Source organism: Nocardia sp. NPDC004168 (assembly GCF_040610355.1).
Lineage (GTDB): Bacteria > Actinomycetota > Actinomycetes > Mycobacteriales > Mycobacteriaceae > Nocardia > Nocardia sichangensis.
This window is the reverse complement of the sequence record NZ_JBEXME010000110.1, coordinates 1-1,308: the sequence shown is the minus strand read 5'-3', so window position 1 is coordinate 1,308 and position 1,308 is coordinate 1. Positions and strand designations below refer to the sequence as shown.

Below are 1,308 nucleotides of genomic sequence, written 5' to 3'. Positions count from 1 at the left end.
CGGCGCGGGCAGCGCCCGGCGGTCCAGTTTCCCGTTCGCCGTCAACGGCAACACCTCGAGCACGACCACCGCATCCGGCACCATGTAGCCGGTCAAGAACTCCGAGACCTGCGTACGCAGCACCGACGCATCCAAGCTCGCCCCGGCGTCGGGCACGACGTAGCCGAGCAAACGGTCACCGGCGTGCTCGTCGGCGCGGACCAGCACCACCGCCTGACTCACGCCCGGGCAGCGCAGCAGCGCCGCCTCGATCTCCCCGAGCTCGATGCGGAAGCCACGCAACTGCACCTGCTGATCACCCCGACCGGCGTACTCGAGGGTTGCTCGACCACCGAATCCGACCCAGCGGCCGATGTCACCGCTGCGGTACATCCGCGAGCCCGGCGCACCGAACGGGTTGGCCACGAACCGTGTCGCGGCCAGACCTGGACGGCCGAGATACCCGCGCGAGAGCTGCGCGCCCGCGACGTAGATCTCTCCGGCCACCCCGACCGGCGACGGGTGCAACCGGTCATCGAGCACATACGCGTCCAGACCCGGGATCGCCCGCCCGATCACGCTGGCCGGGTTGTCGACCATCTGCTCGTCCAACGACAGGAACGACACGTGCACCGTGGTCTCGGTGATGCCGTACATGTTCACCAGCCACGGCGCGTCCACCGGATGGCGCTCGTACCAGCGCCGCAGCTGGCGCAGATCCAGTGCCTCACCGCCGAACACGATGTAGCGCAGCGCGAACTTGCCTTGGTCGTGGTGTGCTGCCCGGTCGGCCTCGGCGAGCTGGTAGAACGCCGAGGGGGTCTGGTTGAGCACGGTGACCTGTTCGCGGATCAGCAGTTCGCGGAACTGCTCCGGCGAGCGGGAGGTCAGGTAGTCGACCACGACCACGCTGCCGCCGTTGGCCAGCGCGCACCACAACTCCCACACCGAGAAATCGAACGCGAACGAATGGAACAACGTCCACACATCGGTCTCGTCGAACTCGAACAGCAATTGGGTGTTGGCGAACAACTCGACCACGTTGCGGTGCGCCACACCCACGCCCTTGGGCACCCCGGTGGAACCGGAGGTGTAGATGACATACGCCAGATTGTCCGGGCGCAGGGGCCGCACCCGCTCGCGGTTGCGGACGCGCGAATCGTCGTAGCCGGTGGTCTCCTCCAACAGGAGCACCGGAATATTGCCCGCGGGCAGTGAGTCCAGCTCGGCGGCGGTGGTCAGCACACACACCGGGGCGGCGTCTTCGAGCATGAACTCCAACCGCTGCACCGGATACCCGGTATCGATCGGCAGATACGCCGCCCCCGC

General features: G+C 67.6%; 1 protein-coding gene. It reads right to left on the bottom strand.

Annotation, left to right across the window (positions count from 1 at the left end):
- On the bottom strand, window positions 1-1,308 hold a 1,308-nt coding region (locus ABZW96_RS37645), incomplete at both ends, for an amino acid adenylation domain-containing protein (RefSeq protein WP_355081658.1).